The 15,538-nt window shown below is 54.4% G+C and carries 13 protein-coding genes; 5 read left to right on the plus strand and 8 right to left on the minus strand.

The features are described 5' to 3' along the window. Nucleotides 1-55: 55 nt before the first annotated feature. Nucleotides 56-844, minus strand: a complete 789-nt coding sequence (locus tag BUE18_RS10590; protein WP_073475525.1) for a hypothetical protein — start codon at nt 842-844, stop codon at nt 56-58. Nucleotides 845-1,184: 340 nt separating this feature from the next. Between BUE18_RS10590 and BUE18_RS10595 the strand changes: the two genes are divergently transcribed. Further along, a complete protein-coding gene (locus BUE18_RS10595) occupies nt 1,185-1,703 on the plus strand; it encodes an NYN domain-containing protein (protein WP_211482798.1) in 519 nt (172 codons plus the stop codon). 205 nt (nt 1,704-1,908) lie between these two features. Here BUE18_RS10595 and BUE18_RS10600 read toward each other — a convergent pair whose 3' ends face one another. The 3 genes from BUE18_RS10600 to BUE18_RS10610 are packed head-to-tail and all read right to left on the minus strand — an operon-like array spanning nt 1,909 to nt 4,227. Further along, nucleotides 1,909-2,934, minus strand: a complete 1,026-nt coding sequence (locus BUE18_RS10600) for a uroporphyrinogen decarboxylase/cobalamine-independent methonine synthase family protein (protein ID WP_073475526.1) — start codon at nt 2,932-2,934, stop codon at nt 1,909-1,911. A gap of 2 nt (nt 2,935-2,936) precedes the next feature. Continuing rightward, entirely contained in the window at nt 2,937-3,938 is a 1,002-nt protein-coding gene (gene dmeF / locus BUE18_RS10605; protein WP_073475528.1) for a CDF family Co(II)/Ni(II) efflux transporter DmeF, read from the minus strand. A gap of 16 nt (nt 3,939-3,954) precedes the next feature. Beyond that, nucleotides 3,955-4,227 (minus strand): metal-sensitive transcriptional regulator, encoded by a 273-nt coding sequence (locus tag BUE18_RS10610; RefSeq protein WP_073475530.1) that lies wholly within the window; start codon nt 4,225-4,227, stop codon nt 3,955-3,957. A gap of 216 nt (nt 4,228-4,443) precedes the next feature. Here BUE18_RS10610 and BUE18_RS10615 point away from each other — a divergent pair, with 216 nt between their 5' ends. Beyond that, a complete protein-coding gene (locus BUE18_RS10615; protein WP_170868327.1) occupies nt 4,444-7,086 on the plus strand; it encodes a DNA polymerase III subunit alpha in 2,643 nt (880 codons plus the stop codon). Nucleotides 7,087-7,092: 6 nt separating this feature from the next. Here BUE18_RS10615 and BUE18_RS10620 read toward each other — a convergent pair whose 3' ends face one another. From BUE18_RS10620 to hisF, 3 genes are all read right to left on the minus strand, one after another. Then, a complete protein-coding gene (locus BUE18_RS10620) occupies nt 7,093-8,109 on the minus strand; it encodes a transcriptional regulator (protein WP_139264681.1) in 1,017 nt (338 codons plus the stop codon). Nucleotides 8,110-8,320: 211 nt separating this feature from the next. Further along, complete coding sequence (locus BUE18_RS10625; protein ID WP_073475535.1) at nt 8,321-8,629, minus strand: type II toxin-antitoxin system HigB family toxin; 309 nt, start codon at nt 8,627-8,629, stop codon at nt 8,321-8,323. A gap of 245 nt (nt 8,630-8,874) precedes the next feature. Beyond that, on the minus strand, nt 8,875-9,657 hold the full coding sequence (gene hisF / locus BUE18_RS10630) for an imidazole glycerol phosphate synthase subunit HisF (protein ID WP_073475536.1): 783 nt from the start codon (nt 9,655-9,657) through the stop codon (nt 8,875-8,877). A 646-nt stretch (nt 9,658-10,303) separates the two neighbouring features. Between hisF and BUE18_RS10635 the strand changes: the two genes are divergently transcribed. Next, nucleotides 10,304-11,197: a glycyl-radical enzyme activating protein gene (locus BUE18_RS10635; RefSeq protein WP_073475538.1), complete on the plus strand. Its 894-nt coding sequence runs from the start codon at nt 10,304-10,306 to the stop codon at nt 11,195-11,197. Next, a complete protein-coding gene (locus tag BUE18_RS10640) occupies nt 11,178-13,589 on the plus strand; it encodes a pyruvate formate lyase family protein (RefSeq protein WP_073475540.1) in 2,412 nt (803 codons plus the stop codon). Before BUE18_RS10635 ends, BUE18_RS10640 begins: the two co-directional genes overlap by 20 nt. A 31-nt stretch (nt 13,590-13,620) precedes the next feature. On the opposite strand, the gene BUE18_RS10645 is transcribed toward BUE18_RS10640, so the two are convergent. Beyond that, nucleotides 13,621-14,349, minus strand: a complete 729-nt coding sequence (locus tag BUE18_RS10645) for a GntR family transcriptional regulator (RefSeq protein ID WP_073475542.1) — start codon at nt 14,347-14,349, stop codon at nt 13,621-13,623. Nucleotides 14,350-14,469: 120 nt separating this feature from the next. Between BUE18_RS10645 and BUE18_RS10650 the strand changes: the two genes are divergently transcribed. After that, nucleotides 14,470-15,525 carry a zinc-dependent dehydrogenase gene (locus BUE18_RS10650; RefSeq protein ID WP_073475544.1) on the plus strand — a complete coding sequence of 352 codons (1,056 nt, stop codon included), beginning with the start codon at nt 14,470-14,472 and terminating at the stop codon, nt 15,523-15,525. Nucleotides 15,526-15,538: the final 13 nt, after the last annotated feature.

The following is a 15,538-nucleotide window of genomic DNA, read 5'->3' on the forward strand; positions in this document are numbered from 1 at the left end:
TACTAAATTTCTCCTGAAAATTCAACTTATTATGATTTGGGAAAATGATTTGGCTTTAATCAAAGTCCTGCAATCCTAATCGCCGATTCCCGATTCTCCGGAATGATTTAGACATCCAGCCCATGAGCGTTTTTATGTGTCGGACATCGACCCAAACTTCCCTTGGCGCCCTGCCGCCATACCTGAACGTAGTTCCTTTTGGATCAAACTCATTGAAAACCAGGACTATATCGCTGAACCATTTTGGTAAGGTTGCATCAAATTCTGACTTTAGTATTTCAATAAACTCTTTTTGTAGCTCTACTAAGTCATGTGTCTTCTTCCACTTGCCGATAGTCGCCTTGAGATATAATTCCGTTGCATGCCTGTAATTGAAGAGTATCGGGTTTACAAGCTCAAAGGCTTCATCATTGTCAATGGCTGCGTCAACGAGAATGTCCCCAGCATTTTTATAAGAATCAGCAATTTCAAAGATATCGCCATACTCAGACATACCATCGAATAATGCGCCATGCAGCCAGTCTTCATTTAGTCCTTCCGGGCGCTCAATGAATAAAGGCGTCAATCCCGTAATGAAATTATCATAGATATCTTCATAATGCCCGTTGGTATTCAAGCCGATTTTTATTGCTTCAATATCCGCTTCATCTTCCCAATAATAAAAGACGTAGGCAAAGACTCGAAGGTCTTCTGCGGAAAACTTTCGTGGGGTTCCTTTCGGGGGATTTGCTGCGGGCTCAAGATAATCAGAAAAAATGTAAGCCCATTTCTTGATTCGGTCACGGTCAGTCCTAAAATACTTGGCAGCCTCGGAAACACTGAATTTCATCTCATAGTTGGGCATTTATACTCTACTCCATAGTTTCTGGATCATGACTGCACAACTCAACAACTGTTCTCAAAGTTTTCGGGCATTCCAGCCCCGCCTTTCCCGGTGCTTCCCAGCCCGCTCATTAAGCTGCCAGGCCAAGGGCCTCCTCTGATTTGGCTTTCATATTATGTAAGTAAAATGATAAAAAGTGCGGCGAGTGTCAAGTAAATGCCATTGCTTCAAACTTCATTTTTCTTGACATATGAGACTGTGAACCATTATAGTATATGTAAGTGAAAACTACCCCCGTGGTTTCGACCTGGGGCGCGGGGCTGCTTCGGCGGCCCCTGCTTTTTTTAGGGAGCCAAAGCAAATGCGGACATCCGTGTACATTGACGGCTTCAACCTCTATTATCGCGCTCTGAAGAACACCTCCTACAAGTGGCTGGACCTGAAGCAGCTCGCGGCCAATTTGCTTCAGCCAAAACACGTAATTACCGAAATAAAATACTTCACGGCCATTGTCTCCGGTATTTTTGACGCCCGCCAACCCATCCGGCAAAAGACTTACATCCGGGCTTTGGAAAGCTACATCCCTGAGGTTTCCGTCCACTATGGTCATTTTCTGAGTCACACGGCGTCTTTACCCAGATCTCCTTTAACCCAGCCTCCCAGCTTCGCCAATGTCATTAAAACCGAGGAAAAAGGATCCGACGTCAATTTGGCCGTGCATCTTCTTAACGATGCGTGGCTGGATAAATACGATTGCGCTATAGTCATTTCGAACGACAGCGACCTGGCTGAACCCTTGCGTCTAATTCGTGAGCAAAATGGCAAATTGCTCGGTCTCTTATCCCCTCTTGTCCAGGGACATCCCTCCCAAGAACTGTAGAAACACGCCCATTTTGTCAAACGCATCCGCAAAGGCGTCTTGAAAGTCTCTCAACTGCCATCAATGATACCCGGGACCAATATAACCAAGCCGCCTTCCTGGTGAATTATCCCCGCAATACCCCAAAGAACGGACAGTGTAAGGTGTAATATCTGTTCAGGTAACAGGGCAGCCCTATTTGCGAAGTGACTTGTTCTGGGAGGCGTCAATCCAGCTGAAATCGCTCCCGCAGCCTTTGGGAAAGCTCCCGCACCACGCCGAAAGCCTTTTCCACGGTGACCTCGCCGTCCGGGTTGATCAGGCAGCAGGTGGCCGGGGAAATAAGGCTTTGGGCGAAAAGCATGTCCCGGTCCACGCCCCGGGAAGCCAGTTCATCCCACAGGCTCACCAGATACTCCTCCAGGGTGGAAATGCCCTCTTTTTCAAAAGGCTCCACATTGGTGGGAACGATTCCCCAGACCAGGGTATTGCCCTTTTCCAAGAATTCCTTGATGGCTTTATGGTACGAGGTGAACACGTTCCCGTTGGAATAGACGTCCAGGGACAGGATGTCCATGTCCAGGCCCAAGAGAAAATCCCAGGAAGGATTTCCGCATAAATGAACGCCCCGGGGCCGGTCGATCATGGCGAAAAACTGGTCCAGGTCCTTCTTGGCTTTCATGTCGTCGTATCCGGAAAGGGCGGAGAACACGAACTGCAGGCCCGGTTCGTCCACAAACATGAAGGCGTTGGGGTTCAAGGCCTGCAGCCGGGTGAGCTGCACGTTCACCCTTTTAGCCATGAACTCCATCATAAAAGGCCGCACCATATCGTCGAAGATAATGGGCCGGTCGTTTTCGTCCTTCACGTTAAAACCGAAGCTCACCGGGCCTTCCAATTGCCCGCGCACGGCCTTTTTTTGAGACAGATCCATCTCCAGAAAACGATGGTAAACCGCGGAGTATTGGGGGCTTACGTCAAAATACGCAGGCTCCTCAAAATGAGCCATGGCTTCTTCCAACTCCAGGGCGAATTTTTCGGAGGAAAAGCTCAGCAACTGGTTTTCCATGTCCAGGACAATGCCCGGAAAATGCTCCGAAGCCTGGACGTACATGTCCTCGTAATACGAAAGCCTGGGCAGTTGAGGCCAAAACGGGACGTCCAGGGACCACGCAAGGTCCAGGGCCCTGTTTGCGTCCGTATGGGGCATGACGGCCATGGCCGTGGTGCGAAGATTTCCGGGTATGGGCATGTTCATCCTCCTGAATGTTGAGCGTCATGGCAATGGCATCGGCATTCGTGGTCCTGACAGGCGCGAACTTCCACGTTAACATGGGCCGCGTTGGGCAAATCCGCAAGTCTTGCCTGATACTCCTCGGGCTGGCGCCCCTCTCCGGTAACCACCGTGGCCAGGATGGACACCTCCTTGGAACCCAGCCTCCATACGTGCAGGTCGGCTATGCGGCTTTCGCCGTCCGACTCAATCAGTTCCACCGCCTGCTTGCGGATTTCCGGGTCAATCTCGCCGTCCAGCAGGATTAACCCTGTGTCCTTGAGCAATCCGTAGGCCCACCTGCTTATAAGCAATCCTCCCACAATTCCCATGACCGGGTCCAGAAAAGACCAGCCAAGGTATCTGCCGGCCAAAAGAGCGGCCAGGGCGAACACGGAGGTCAGAGTGTCGGCGATTACGTGTAAATAGGCGGCCTTGTAGTTTTGGTCCTGATGGCTGTGATCGTGACCATGGTCGTGGTCATGATCGTGGTGATGGTGGGAATGGCCGTGGTCGTGTCCGTGTTCTCCGGAGTTGTGCAAAATAAACACGCTGGCGCCGTTGACGGTCAGGCCGACGATGGTCACCAGAATGGCCTCGTCAAAGGCGATGGACACCGGGTTGAAAAGACGGTGGATGGACTCGTAAATCATCCACAGGGCCGTTGTCCCTAAAAACAGGGCGCTGGTGTATCCCCCCAGAATTCCGAATTTGCCCGTTCCAAAGGAAAACCTGCTGGATTCCATGTGCTTCCTGGCCAGCAAATATGCGGCGTAGCTGATGCCCAGGGCGAATGCATGGGTTCCCATGTGCCAGCCGTCGGCCAAGAGGGCCATGGACCCGGTGAGGTATCCTGCGGTTATCTCGACAATCATGGTGGATGCGGTGAGCAAGACCACCATGAGGGTGCGCTTTTCGTTCTTGCCGTCAGACTCGCCGAAGTGGTGGTCATGGGCGATTTTGTTTACGGTCTTTGAATGCAACTTCCTATACTCCCGGCTAACGTATTTTTTGTAAGTGATCCACGAGTTCGTCAATCACGGCCTGGTCGTTTTCCATGGCCGCCTGGGCGATGCAGCCCCGGAGGTGGTCCCCCAATACCTGGGTCCATACCCCCTTGAGCGCCCCGGAAGCCGAGGCGATCTGCCGCAAAACCTCGATGCAGTCCCGGTTTTGCTCCACCATCTTGGCGAGGCCCCGGATTTGTCCCTCGATTCTCGCCAGCCTTTTGATCAATCTTTCCTTGTCCTGGTCCGTGCCGCACAAGCTCATGGCTTTCCCCCGGTTAGAGTTCTTTTGTAGGATATAGGGGTATACCCTATACGTCAAGCGAAGAATCAGACAGGATGGAAAGGCCTTTCTGTTTTAGCTTGACGCATAGTACATATGTACTATATCCTGACTCAAAAACAGACTCCTTGCCGGCGGCTCATTGGCTTTCGTTCGCCCCGGCGCGGGGCCTTTAGCGTCTGCAACCGGAGAAAAAGCGTGTTCGCTCATTTGCATGTCCATAGCGGGTTTTCGTTCATGTACGGAACCTTTTTGCCCGAAGCCCTGGCCGCAAAAGCCAAGGAGGCGGGGTTCAACGCCGCAGCCCTTACGGATAAAAACGGGGTTTACGGGGCCGTGCGTTTTTGCGCGGCGGCGGAAAAGCTCGGCGTGCATGCGGTGATCGGGACGCAGTTGACCATCGAAGGGCGGGACGACCTGGTGCTGCTGGCGCGTTCGCCCCTGGGATACAATAATTTATGCCGGCTTATCACATTGGCCCATGAGTACGGTCCGCGGGACCAGCCCGCCTGTCCGGAGAAATTTCTGGCGCTGCACAGCCGGGATATCGTTTGCCTGACCGGAGGCAGGGACGGGAGGTTTTGCAAGCTGGTGGAAGGAGCGGAAGGCACGCAGTACCGCCGGGCCTGCGGCTGGGTCTGGCGTTTGCAGGAAATTTTCGGCAGGGAAAACGTATTCGTTGAGATTCAAAACGCGGGAACGCCTTACGACGCCCGCATCATGCACATCATGGCCCGGGTTGCGGAAAAGGCGGGCGCCCCATTGGCTGCGACCAACGACGTGGTTTGCCTGGAGCCCGCCGACCTGCCCGTGCATCAGGCCCTGGTGGACATCCAGAACCAGGTGCATCATCGCGCCTGTCAGGCCAGGGAAAGCAGGGAGTATTATCTGAAAAGTCAGGAGGACATGGCTAAATTGATTCCCTATCCCCAGGCCCTGGAAAACACGGGGATCATAGCCCATGAGTGCCGGGCCATGCTTCCCCTGGGTAAAAGCAGCCCGCCTGTGTTTCCGGTTCCGCCGGGCATGTCCCAGGACCAGGCCCTGGCCAAGCTCTGCTACCGGAGCCTGGCGAGGCGCTTCAATCCCCTGGACCTGAAGGTCCTCCGGCGCCTGGAAAAGGAGTTGGGGCATATCCGCAGGCGGGATTTGTCCGGGTATTTTCTGCTGGTCAAGGAGATCCATTCATTCGCCAAAACGCGGCGCATCCGGGGCACGGTGCGGGGCAGCGCGGCCGGGTCTTTGGTGCTGCATTTGCTTTTGGGCGGGGTGAATCCTTTGGAGCATCGCCTGTTGTTTGAACGATTTTTGAACAACGGCAGGCTGGACATGCCGGATGTGGATATGGATTTCGATTCCCTGCGGCGGGACGAGATTTTTGAATACCTCATGGAAAAATATCCCAATCAGGCCGCCATGGTGGCCACGGTTTCCACTTTTCGGGCCAGGGGGGCGCTGCGCAGCCTGGGCCGGGCCTTGGGATACTCCTACGAAAAAATCGACCGCCTCACCCAGTTCGTGCCCCATTTTTTACGTTCCCATGACATCCGTAAGGCCATTGAGCGCATGCCGGAACTGGAGGGCAGCCCCTTGCTTCAGGAAGACGAACTCCTGTGGCTGGCGGAGAAGATTTCCGGCCTGCCCCACAACCTTTCCGTGCACCTGGGCGGGATGGTGCTTACGCCCGGCGAGATTTTCAACTGGAGCCCCTTGCAGACCTCCCGGAAAGGCATTCCCGTGGTCCAGTTCGACAAGGACGACGTGGAGGCCCTGGGCCTGGTCAAGCTGGACATCCTGGGGCTGCGCATGCATTCCGCCCTCCAGGCCGGGGTGGAGTTGCTGGAGGAAAAAGGCGTTCGCCTTTGCCTGGACGAGGTTCCCCTGGACGATCCGGCCACGTTCCGTATGCTCCGCACCACTGATTCGGTGGGTGTGTTCCAGGTGGAGTCCCCGGGCCAGCGCCAGCTTTTGGGGCGGCTTCAGCCCAGGCATTTTGAGGATATCATTGCGGAAATCTCCCTGTTCCGGCCCGGCCCCATGTCCGGCGCCATGGTGGAGCCTTACGTGCTTCGCCGCAACAACAAGGAGCCCGTGACCTATCCCCACCCGGATTTGAAACCCATCCTGGAAAGCACCTTCGGGGTGGTGTTGTTCCAGGAGCAGATTCTGGAGATCGCCCATGACATCGCCGGGATGCCTTACGGCGAGGGGGACCGGATGCGGCGATCCCTCAGCAAGAAGGCGCCCCGGGCGGTGTTTCGGGAAATGGAGGAGGCCTTTGTAAAAGGATGCCTGAAAAAAGGATACGACAATCCCACGGCCCAGGCTTTTTTCGACCTCGTGGCCAGCTTTATGGGATACGGGTTCTGCAAGGCCCATGCGGCGTCTTTTGCGCACATTACGTACCAAAGCGCGTACTTGAAAACCCATTATCCCCTGGCTTTTTATTTTGGAATCCTGAACGCCGAGCACGTGGGCTCCTATCCCCATAGCGTGATTCTGAACGAGGCCAGGCGCATGGGAATCTCCGTGCTTCAGCCCCATGTGAACAAAAGCGGCGTGCAGTATCAGGAGGAAAACGGCGGCATCCGCATCCCCTTGATTCGCATCAAGAACATCGGGCCGAAATATTGCGAAAAGATTATTCTGGAGCGGGAGAATGGCTTGTTTTTAAGCGCGGACGACTTTACCAAACGGGTTTCTTTGCCCGCCAAGGCCCGTTTCAGCCTGGAAAAGGCGGGCGCCCTGAAAGGCCTGGACGGCGCCTGGAACGCGCCGCCCCCCGTGTTCCGGGATCCCGTGGTCACCTCCCCCGGCCTTTCGCCCCACGCGGCGAGGTAAATTTCCTTATAAAAACAGCCCCCTGACTTGACCCTGTCCCACCTGTCTTGCCAGAATGCGGAAATTGTTGGATTTATATCTTGCCCTGCCCGCGACAATAGCGGGATGAATTCTCATCCGCGACGCCATGTCCAGGACGTTTTGAGTGGAAGGGGTTTGACTGACCGGGTGCTCCCGCCAAGCGCTGGACGGTAAAAGAGCTTCCTCCGCCCATTCGTCAGCCTCTCTTTCTTTTTTGTCTGCATCATCGTTTAAAGGAAGGCGAAGAGACAGATCATCAACAAAAATGGAGTCCCCCTTGTCCAAATGCCGCCCTATATGGGCCAATTCATGAAACAGGCAAAACCAGAAATTATCAAGCCTGTCATAGCGCAACGTCATTCCGATTACAGGCTTTTTTTGAGGAGTCATGATTGCGGCTCCGTCAATGTACATGCGGCTTAGCTGATTCTCAAAAATAACCTGTACGCCATATTGCGCTAAAAATTCCACAGCAGCTTTAGGGCCGCTTGGTACGGAGCTGAATTTGACCAAGTGCCTTAAAAAATCCAAGTCAATGCTTCCAGGCTTGTACTCGTTTTGTAGAGGAGCTTCTTTTGCGAGGCTCATGATTCGTAAACACCATGCCGCCACAGAATAGGGATCGCGGCGGGCGTTTTGCCGGGGGCTGTCAGTCGCACGAAAAACAGGCTCTGGGATGGCTGACATTCCTCCCGCCCTCCCTATAAAGGAACGCATAATTTCTTCTGCGTGATCTGCAAGCGTTTTTCCCCGGCCTTCAATCCACCCTTGTTTTGCCATTTCCCTTAGTGGAAACTTTTGCCAATCCAGGCCTATCCGGTCATGGGGAAAAACGGCGTCAGGGTCTTGTAAAAGCACCTCTGCAGGTATTCCCAAATTTTTATGCAAAGCGCGCATCATTCTCAAGGTGGGCCGCATTTTACCGGAAAGCACTTCGGAGACTTTCGCCCTGGAGCCAATATACGGAATCAAATCCTTCTGCTCCAATTCCAGCCTATCCATTTCAAAACGGATGGCATCCGGGATGCTGGGCAGGCCAATAGGCTCCGCCATGTCTTCATAGTCCGACACCAGGATGCCCAAAACTTCCAGTTCATCCGCTTCCGGGCTGCCGGAAGGGGCGTCGATAATTTCGTCTATCCTGGCCAGGGCGGCTTCATAATCATTTTCGTTTCTAATTGGCTTAATCATGGCTGATTACCTTCCATCACGCTTATATTGTTTCGGCGTCAATAGCATCGTACTCCTGATGGGTTCCTACGAATCTTATAAAAACCTGTTTCGTTTCGTAACTGATTTTAACGACGAGCCGATATTTGTTCCCTTTTATGTTGAATACCACCCTGCCGTTCTTAAGGATGCTCGCTGACCCGTATTCCGCCTTTATGTCCTGCGGGGAGTCCCATTGAGATTGCCTTGTCCTGGCAAACCATGCCTCCAATGGGCCTTGGGCGTCTTCATGCCCCGGCTCTTCCCAAAATTCCCGTAATGTTTTTCGGGCGATGATTCTGGTTTTTGGCATTTCCAGGCTTGCCTCCAAGGCGGATAAAAAGTGCTCCTAAAGTTTTGGCGGTTAAATGCTCCCGGAATTCTTAAATATTATTATTACCTAAAATAGGAATATTGTCAATGTTTCAAGAAAACCTCCCGCCTCTCGCCCCACGCGGCGCAATGATTCGGTTTGAGTATTGCGAACAAGCCGATACAAAAACAGGCCATATAAAAACTATATGGCCTGCTGAATTGAATATTATATTTGTAACTGCTTTATTGCAGTTGGTCCCTGACGGGGACGCCCTGGCTTTTCAGGTGCTCCTTGATTTCCGGAATGGTGTAGGTTCCGTAGTGGACCATGGAGGCGATGAGGGCCGCGTCGGCCTTGCCCTCTTTGAGCACGTCGGCCAGATGCTGGGGGATGCCGCCGCCGCCCGAAGCGATGACCGGGATGTTCACGTTTTCCGAGATGAGCGCGGTCAGTTCCAGTTCGTAGCCTTCCTTGGTGCCGTCGGCGTCAATGGAGTTGAGGCAGATTTCCCCGGCGCCCAGGCGCTCGCCTTCCTGGGCCCACCACAGGGCGTCGATGCCCATGTAGGTGCGGCCGCCGTTGATGACGATTTCGTAGCCGGAGGGGATTTTTTCGGACTTTTCCACCTTTTTCACGTCCATGCCAAGGACCACGCACTGGTTTCCGAACGCTTCGGCGCCTTCGGTGATGATCTTGGGATTTTTGACTGCGGCGGAGTTGACGGAGATTTTTTCCGCGCCGGCCAAAAGCACGTCGCGCATGTCCTCCACCGAGGAAATGCCGCCGCCCACGGAAAAGGGGATGAAAATGGTTTCGGCCACGCGGCGCACCACGTCGATCATGATGCCCCGCTTTTCATGGGACGCGGTGATATCGTAGAAGACCAGTTCGTCGCACCCGGCTTCATAATAGATACGGGCCATATCCACGGGGTCCCCGATATCCACATTGCCTTTGAACTTGATTCCTTTGGTGGTCTTTCCGTCCCGGACATCCAGGCATACGATAACGCGTTTGCTTAACATGGCTTTCCCCTGTTTCTTAAAATGATTAGAGCCGCAGTGCGGCCCTTGCTTGCCTTATGGCACAACACGCCGTGCATGTAAAGAGCTTGAAAAGCCTCCGGTTATGGTATGCACAAGGGGCTTAAATCAAGGCTCCATTATTCGCGTAATTTGCTTCTTCGCTTTCCTATCGTTTGGTCCGTATTCAGCCGCCATTCAAAAACGACACTGGGTCCCCGTTTCCGGGATAGCGTCATGATGATTGCAAAACCACCGCAATCATCCCGCCGCCTCCCTCCACGGGGATGACGGACAGTGACGGGTTCAGTGCCAAAAGGCCTTGAATGCGCCTTCCTATCTTTGCAAAAGGGCGACAAGCGCCCTATGTTCTTTCGCTAACCCTAAAAGTCGTCATCCCGGCAAGGGCGATCCGCTTTTTCGGATCGCCCGCAAGCCGGGACCCAGTGTTTTTTTGGCCTGAACCTGGAATATGAACTTGCCTGTAGGCAAATCCCTTGCGTCTTCCCATACCGCCCTTGCCGACTATGCGCCCCCATGGTATCGTTCAAAACGAAACGCAAGGGCCTGTTTGGCGCCATTCTTTTTAGGATGAAAAACGCCGGAGCCTTTGCCTTGCCGCCAATAGCCATTTTGCAGGGGGGCGCCCGTGGCTATCTTGTTCGACATCCAGCGTTTTTGCATCCACGACGGTCCAGGGGTGAGGACCACCTTGTTTTTCAAGGGCTGTCCCTTGCGCTGCCAGTGGTGCCAGAATCCCGAATCCCAAAATCCAAAACCGGAGATCGCCTTTTACCAGGAAAAATGCGTGGGCTGCTTTGAATGCCTGGAGGCGTGCCCTCATGAAGCCATTGTAAGCCTGCCGGACCGGCGCATAGACAGGGGCAAGTGCGACGCTTGCGGCCTGTGCGCCGAGGTTTGCACCCAGGACGCCCTACGCCTGGTAGGCAAGGATTGGGACGCGGAATCTCTGGTGGAGGAGATTGCCGCAGACCGGGATTTTTTTCTGGATTCGGGCGGAGGCCTCACCCTTTCCGGCGGCGAGCCTCTCCTGCAAGGGGATTTTTTGCTGGAATTTCTTTCCCTGGCCAAGTCTGAGGGGATTCACACAAACCTGGAGACTTGCGGCATGGCCGGGTACGAGGTCCTGAGCAGCCTGACGTCCCTATTGGATTTGGTGTACTTTGACCTCAAACTCATGGACTCCCAGGAACACGCCAAATACACCGGCGCGTCCAACGCCCGCATTCTAAGCAACTTTTCCCTGTTGGCCGGGGAGTTTCCCGCCGTTCAAGCCCGCATGCCGGTCATTCCCGGCGTGAACGATTCGGCGGAAAATATCTTTCAAACAGCCGCCTTTTTACGGCATAATAACAAAAACAGCATCCACTTGCTCCCTTATCACAACCTGGGGCAGTCCAAGCTCACCCGCCTGGACGCCGGAGCCGAGCCGTTTTACATCCGGGACATCCCGGAGGATTATTTGATCCGGGCCAGGGAGGCCTTTGAAAAGGAGGACGTCCATGCCATTGTCTACGAATGAAAAGCAAGCCCGCTCCGTCTCGCCCAGGCTGTCCCTGGTCAAAAAGAAAGACCGCGTGACCCGCCTGAAAGAGGCCGTCCAGGCCGCAACGCCGGGAATTTGCACGGAGCGCGCCTTGTTGTGGACCGAATATTTCAAGGACAAGGCCAACCGGACTAAACACGTTTACGTGCAAATGGCCGAGGCCCTGGCCCACTCCCAGAACAACCGTTCCATCGCCATTCATCCCGGCGAGCTGATTGTGGGCAATTACACTTCCCGCAGGGTAGGGGGGCTGATGTTCCCGGAACTGCACGGGCTGGTGGTCATGCAAGACCTGTTCAAGTTTCCCACTAGAGAGACCAATCCCTTGGAAATCTCCCGCCTGAATCAGGTCCGCCTGCTGTCCATCGCGCCGTTCTGGGCTACCCGGATGCTGGCCGTGAAGACCTGCGACTCCTGGCTGGACGCCTTTTCGTTGGTCCTGAACCAGCTTATGGGGAATTATTACATCATCAACGAGGCCGCCGGAATTTCCCATATCGCCCCGGATTACGAAACCCTCTGCCGCCTGGGAACGGACGGCATCAAGGCCCAGGCTTCCAAGCTCCAGAAGCAGAGCCTCATGGACGCGGACAAGTGGTATTTTTACGAAAGCGTGAAGATAGCCGCCGAGGGCTTGGCCGCGTTTGGCGAGCGTTACGCCCAATTGGCCGCCGAAATGGGGGAAAACGAATTGGACGAAGGTCGCGCGGCGGAGTTGAAAGCCGTCGCCGAGGTTTGTTCACGGGTTCCGAGAAAAGGCGCCAAGACCTTCCGCGAAGCCCTGCAATGCTGTTTTTTCGCTCAGATCGCCATCAATAACGAAAGCCTGGACAACTCCGTCTGTCCCGGCAGGATGGACCATTATTTGTATCCCTATTACGAAAAGGACCTCAAAACCGGGCTACTGACCCGGGAGGAGGCCAAGGAGCTTGTGGGCGCCTTTTCCGTGAAAATGTCCGAGATCGTGCCGGTTTTCTCCAAATACATCACCAGGACCCATGGGGGCTTTTTTAACGGCCAGATCGTAAACGTGGGGGGAACCGACAAAAACGGCGAGGACTCCACCAACGAACTGACCATGATTTTTCTGGAAGTCATGGACGAGTTGCGCATGCGCCAGCCCAATTACACGGCCCGGGTTCATAAAAACTCCCCCAAAGAATACCTGGACAAGGTTTACGGCATTCTGTCCAAAGGCGCCAATTCTCCGTCCATATACAATGACGAGGTGATTGTTCCGGTCCTGAAGCAAAACGGAGTGAAAATAGGCGACGCCCGCAATTACACCCCCGTGGGATGCGTGGAGCCTGTCGCCCAGGGGGTATCTTTTTCCTCCACGGACGCGGCCTTGTTCAATACGGCCATCATCCTGGAACTGGCCCTGAATCAGGGACGGCGCTTGGGCAGATTCGCTCAGATAGGCGCCAAAACCAAGCCAGCCTCCCAAATGACATGCATCGAAGACGTGCAGGAAGCCTTTGAAATCCAGATGTTCCACGGCATAAACCGCCTGCTTAAGGACTTGCAGGCCATTGAAATCGCCAACGCGGAGCATCATCCCACGCCGCTTTCCAGCATGCTCCTGGACGGGTGCCTGGAAAACGGGGCCTGCTCCACCCGGGGCGGAACGCGCTACAATTTTTCCGGCATTCAATGCGTGGGGCTGGTGGACGTCGGCGATTCCCTGGCCGCCATAAAGCAGGCTGTGTTTGAGGATAAAAAGCTCAGCATGGAAGAGCTGGTCGGCCATTTGAAAAACAATCTTTCAGACGACCGCTGGCGGCATTATTTGTTGAATATGCCCAAGTTCGGCAACGACGATCCCTTTGCCGACATCTGGACCGCCTACGCCCTGGACGTTTTTAAGGCAGCCTTGGACGGAAAGACAAGCACCCGGGGCGGCAAGTACACGGTGGGCGTTTATTCCGTCACCCTGCACGAGTATTGGGGCACGGTGGTATCGGCCCTGCCCAACGGCCGCAGAAATGGCGAAAGCCTGTCCAACGGCATGTCGCCCTCCAACGGCCAGGATCGCAAAGGCCCCACGGCCGTGTTGAACTCCATGAATCGGATTGACTATTCAAAGACGGACAACGGCGTCAATTTCAACATCAAGTTCGATGCAAACACCGTGGGTAGCCCGGCCGGCTGCATTGCCATGAAAAGCATCTTTTCCACCTATTTCAAACGCGGAGGAATGCAGGCCCAGATTAACGTGCTGGACCCCAAGGTTTTGATCGAAGCCAGGGACAACCCCGAGGCTTACCCGCATTTGTTGGTTCGTGTGTCCGGGTATTCGGCCTATTTCAACGATCTCACCCCAGCCATGAAAGAGGAGATGATCCGCAGGACAAGTATGGGGTTGTGATTTCGTAACTTCGCGGCATAGACTTTATTAATCAGGAAAAGATAATCTCCCGTTCCATGGCGTTGATGTTGGTCAGCAGCTCCAGCACGCCCAGGGGCTTGTCGCCCGGCAGGTAGGCGATGATGGTTCGGTGGAAAATGGGCGTGCCGTCGGGCAGTTGCAGGTGCTCAGAAGCGTAATGGTCGCAAAACCAGGGCCGGGTTACCTGCCGAATCCGGGCCACGTCAACGTCCATGGCCGCGGACGCAAGGGGCGCTTTCCGCCATTGATCCAACGGGACCTGGTTGTATCGCCATATCGGGACGAACATCCTCGCCAGGTCAATACGGCTTTTATCCTGGCTGGAGATGAGCAGAAAGTGGTTCTCGTAAATTTTTCCGTCCTGCAAAATTTCGTCCCGACAGTCGAAATGGGCCGTCACCCGGTTGGGGGGATCGACGAATCCGTCCGATAAGAATCGGATGGACCCAAGCTCCAGCCTTTGCCTGAAGTCGTCCAAGGACGAAGTGGGAACCCAAAGGGCTTTTTGCGGGCTTTCCCGCACCACCGTTCCCACCCGGGGCTTTTTTATAATCAGGGACTCCATCTCCAAAAGCTCCAGGGCCCGGCGTATCATGCCATGGCTCACACCGGTCTGCTCCGCCAGTTCGTTAATGGTGGGGACGGGCGAGCCCGGCGGACGATCTCCGGAAATAATTTCTTGTTTTAATTGGAGATAAATTTGAAAATAAAGGGGGATGTTTCCCTTTTTAAAAGCCATAAAGGTTTCCTTTGCCGGAAAATTTGATTTTTTTTAATTGACAAACAACCTGGAATTTAGCAACTTTAATTTGATTTTGTCAATTTTATATCAAATTGAAATTTTTGGAGGGGATTGTCAATGAAAAAAATGAAAGCAGCCTGCCTGACCAAAATACCCAAGGAAATTGAAGTGCGGGAAATCCCGGTCCCGGAAATCGGGGAAAATGAGTTCCTGGTCAAGATGCACGCTTGCTCCCTTTGCTATACGGACGTCAAGGCGTGCGTGCACGGCAAGCATTTTTATATTGAGCTTTACGGCCTTCCCTGGACTCCCGGGCATGAAATGGCCGGAGAAATCGCGGCGGTGGGCGATCAGGTGACTGGCTATTCCGTGGGGCAGCGGGTGGCCGTGGCGCCTTTCAATCCGTGTTTGGAATGTCCGCCCTGCAAGCTGGGGGCCTACCGGTTTTGCCACAAGGCGCCGGGCAGTTTTGTGCAGCCGGGGGGATTTGCGGAATATTTCAAGGTTCCGGGGGAGGGCGCCCATTTGCGCACGCTGGTCCTGCCCGATTCCATGTCCTACGAGGAAGCCGCCCTGGTGGAGCCTGTGGCGTCCTGCCTGCATGCGGTTCGCAAGGCTGGAGTTCCGCAAGGATCGACGGCGGCCGTCATTGGCGCCGGCCCCATGGGCCTGATTTTGATGCAGCTTGCCAAGGCCGAGGGCGCGGCCAAGGTGTTTATGGTGGACGTGGACGACCAGCGGTTGGAGCAGGCTTTGGAGTTCGACGCGGACGAGGTGATCAACTCGGCCAGGGAAAACGCCAACCAGGCCATCCGCTTGAAAACCGGCTTTATGGGCGCCGACGTGGTTTTCGAAGCTGTGGGAAACGCCCAGACCTATTTGCTGGCTTTGGAAATGGCCCGGGGCGGCGGCGCGGTGAGTTTGTTCGGCGGCTTGCCCGGCGGGTCTACTGTGGAGATTCCATCGGAGCTTTTGCATTATCATGAGTTGACCATCACGGGTACGTCCTCGTTCTCACCGGACGACTACAAAAACGCCCTGGAGTTGATCGAGGCGGGAAAAATCGACGTCAAACGTTTGATCAGCCACCGGTTTGACAGCCTGGACGGCGTGTTGGAAGCCATCAATCTTAGTTTGGACAAACAGGGATTGAAAAAAGTGGTGCTGCTGTAAACAGGGAGAGAAT

It is taken from the genome of Desulfatibacillum alkenivorans DSM 16219 (assembly GCF_900142135.1).
In the GTDB taxonomy this organism is placed as follows: domain Bacteria; phylum Desulfobacterota; class Desulfobacteria; order Desulfobacterales; family Desulfatibacillaceae; genus Desulfatibacillum; species Desulfatibacillum alkenivorans.